Origin of the sequence: Paenibacillus sp. JGP012, assembly GCF_014203995.1 — a bacterium.
GTDB classification, from domain to species: domain Bacteria; phylum Bacillota; class Bacilli; order Paenibacillales; family Paenibacillaceae; genus Paenibacillus; species Paenibacillus silvae.
Map to the genome: position 1 here is coordinate 1 of NZ_JACHKG010000062.1, position 2,292 is coordinate 2,292.

The 2,292-nt window shown below is 31.2% G+C and carries 1 protein-coding gene; it reads right to left on the reverse strand.

Translation table 11 applies throughout. The features are described 5' to 3' along the window. Nucleotides 1-80: 80 nt before the first annotated feature. On the reverse strand, nucleotides 81-2,180 hold the full coding sequence (locus tag HNR77_RS29820) for a DEAD/DEAH box helicase (RefSeq protein ID WP_184191727.1): 2,100 nt from the start codon (nucleotides 2,178-2,180) through the stop codon (nucleotides 81-83). Between the last annotated feature and the right edge of the window lie 112 nt (nucleotides 2,181-2,292).

The following is a 2,292-nucleotide window of genomic DNA, read 5'->3' on the forward strand; positions in this document are numbered from 1 at the left end:
GAACCGCCACCTTTCGGAGTTTGTAGGGGTACAAACATTTTACCGAGGTTGCGGTTCTTTTTCTACCTTTTATTGGTTATTCAACACGCGTGATTCGTTTCATAAAAATGCAATGCTGAATTAATCATCTCACTTAAACTTTGTCCATTAATCCATTGGTTAACTAGAAGGGCATAATATTTCAATGAATTTTTGTTAGCTATATCGTTTTTACTTTCGTTTAATCCCCAGTTGTATTTATCATGTAACAGTTCTAAGGCAGCAATACAGTTGTTGTAATTAATTTCACTTGGAAGTTGAATTTTTTCTTCATATGATTGAGATCTAACTATAAATTCGTAGACATTATTTTGTTGCCTAACCATAATCGATTGATTATTGTTTAACACTTCGAAGGGCACCGTTAGATCCTTTATGCTCTCTTGGGCTTTAGAAAGCACATCCATTTTCCCATCTTTATACAGTTTGTTAATAACCGGACTTTTATATTCATCATTTTGTTCCAATGAATCAATGCTTATAATGTTGGCTATATATTTAAGCACTTCTTTTTCTGCTTCTGGAGAGTCAATTTGTTTATCTGACAATAGTTGCTCTATATTCTTTTGATTCTTATCTAATTGATGAGTAACATTCACTTGCAAGTTGGTAGTTGATTTACCATCTAATTCCTTTAAATTTTTCCAATCTTTATTTTCTTCCCTAATACAGAATACGTTACCAAACAACTCGTAATTTAACCTTCCAGCTCTACCAGCTAAGTTCCAAAAATCAATTTTCGACATTATTGATTTATGCTTTTTATTATTTAAAATAAATATATTCTTAGCTGGCAAATTCACCCCTTCTAACAATGTGGAGGTACAGAATAAATACTTTATCTTACCTTCCTTAAAGAGTTTCTCCACTTTATTTCTGATAACTTGTGGCAAATTTCCAAAATGAAATGCTACTCCAAATTCTAAACACTCAGCTAGATAATAATCGCTATGAATCATCTTTCTGATTTCCAAAATCAAGTTATCCAATTGAGCATTCCTATTTTTCTGTGAATCTATGGTGCTTTTTTTCAAATAATCGACGAAAGCTTTTGCTTTATTAATTGTATTTTCAACTGAATTACAATAAATAACATTTGATGTTAATTTACCAATAAAGTAAATGATTTCGTTTGATGTTGAATACTTATCAACAGAAATATCATCGAAATTGTATTTTGTACCATCATTATAGTAACTAACTCTCCCTAGTAGCAGATCTACAAAAAAAAGATTCTGCGTGACAGGAGATTCTATTGTGCTAAAAGTTTTTCTACTGGATTTTTGAAACAATTCTAAAAACGCCTCTGGATTGGAGACATTTGGCGAAGCAAAGTAAACTTTCAACTCTTTATATTTCTTTAAGCTTTTCTCTATAGATAGATACATTGTAATACTTCTGTAGTCTTTTTCAGCAGCTAACTTATGTGCTTCATCTACAAACAAGTAATTTATAACAGGGTTTTCTTTATTAGATATGTAGCTTAGTAGTCTTTCTGGTGTCATTACAAAAATGTATCGTTTTGAAAATTCTTCTTGATTATTATCATTAACAGTAGAGTTAGTTATAACTTTGTAATCAAAATCTTCTAACAAGTTTTTTAACTCATCTTTAATTTCAAACGAAAATTGATTTATTAATGCTCTAGTAGGTACCACTACCACAAAATTTCCTAGATCTCCTCCAGTTATTTTTTCACGTATGAAGGTCTTGAATATAAACGATTTGCCCATTGATGTAGGCCCAGAAAAACTATAAAAGTTCGAGTCTTTTAATCGTTCAAACAACTCATATTGTGAATCAGTAAAATATTGATCCTCAGCACCTGGAATCCTCTGTATCTCTTTTTTCACAACTTTTTCTATCTCCCTTACAAAAGGAAGTTCTACATTATGTTGCAAATTTTTAATAGCTGGGAAATTACCTAATTTGGTCAATATTGCGGTCGAATATGTTTTAAAGATAGGGTTATCTTTATAAGCTGGACTTAAAGATGCAACTATCCTATAAGCAATATTCCTATTACTATTAGAAGTAGAGTTTGATAGTATGTCACTAAACCTTAATAAGTGAACTAATTGCTTTTCATCTATAGGAGAAGGGTCATCAATTAATAATTCTGTCGATACGATATTTTTCAATAATATTTTATATAACTGCACGCGTGTTGAATAACCAATAAAAGGTAGAAAAAGAACCGCAACCTCGGTAAAATGTTTGTACCCCTACAAACTCCGAAAGGTGGCGGTTCCA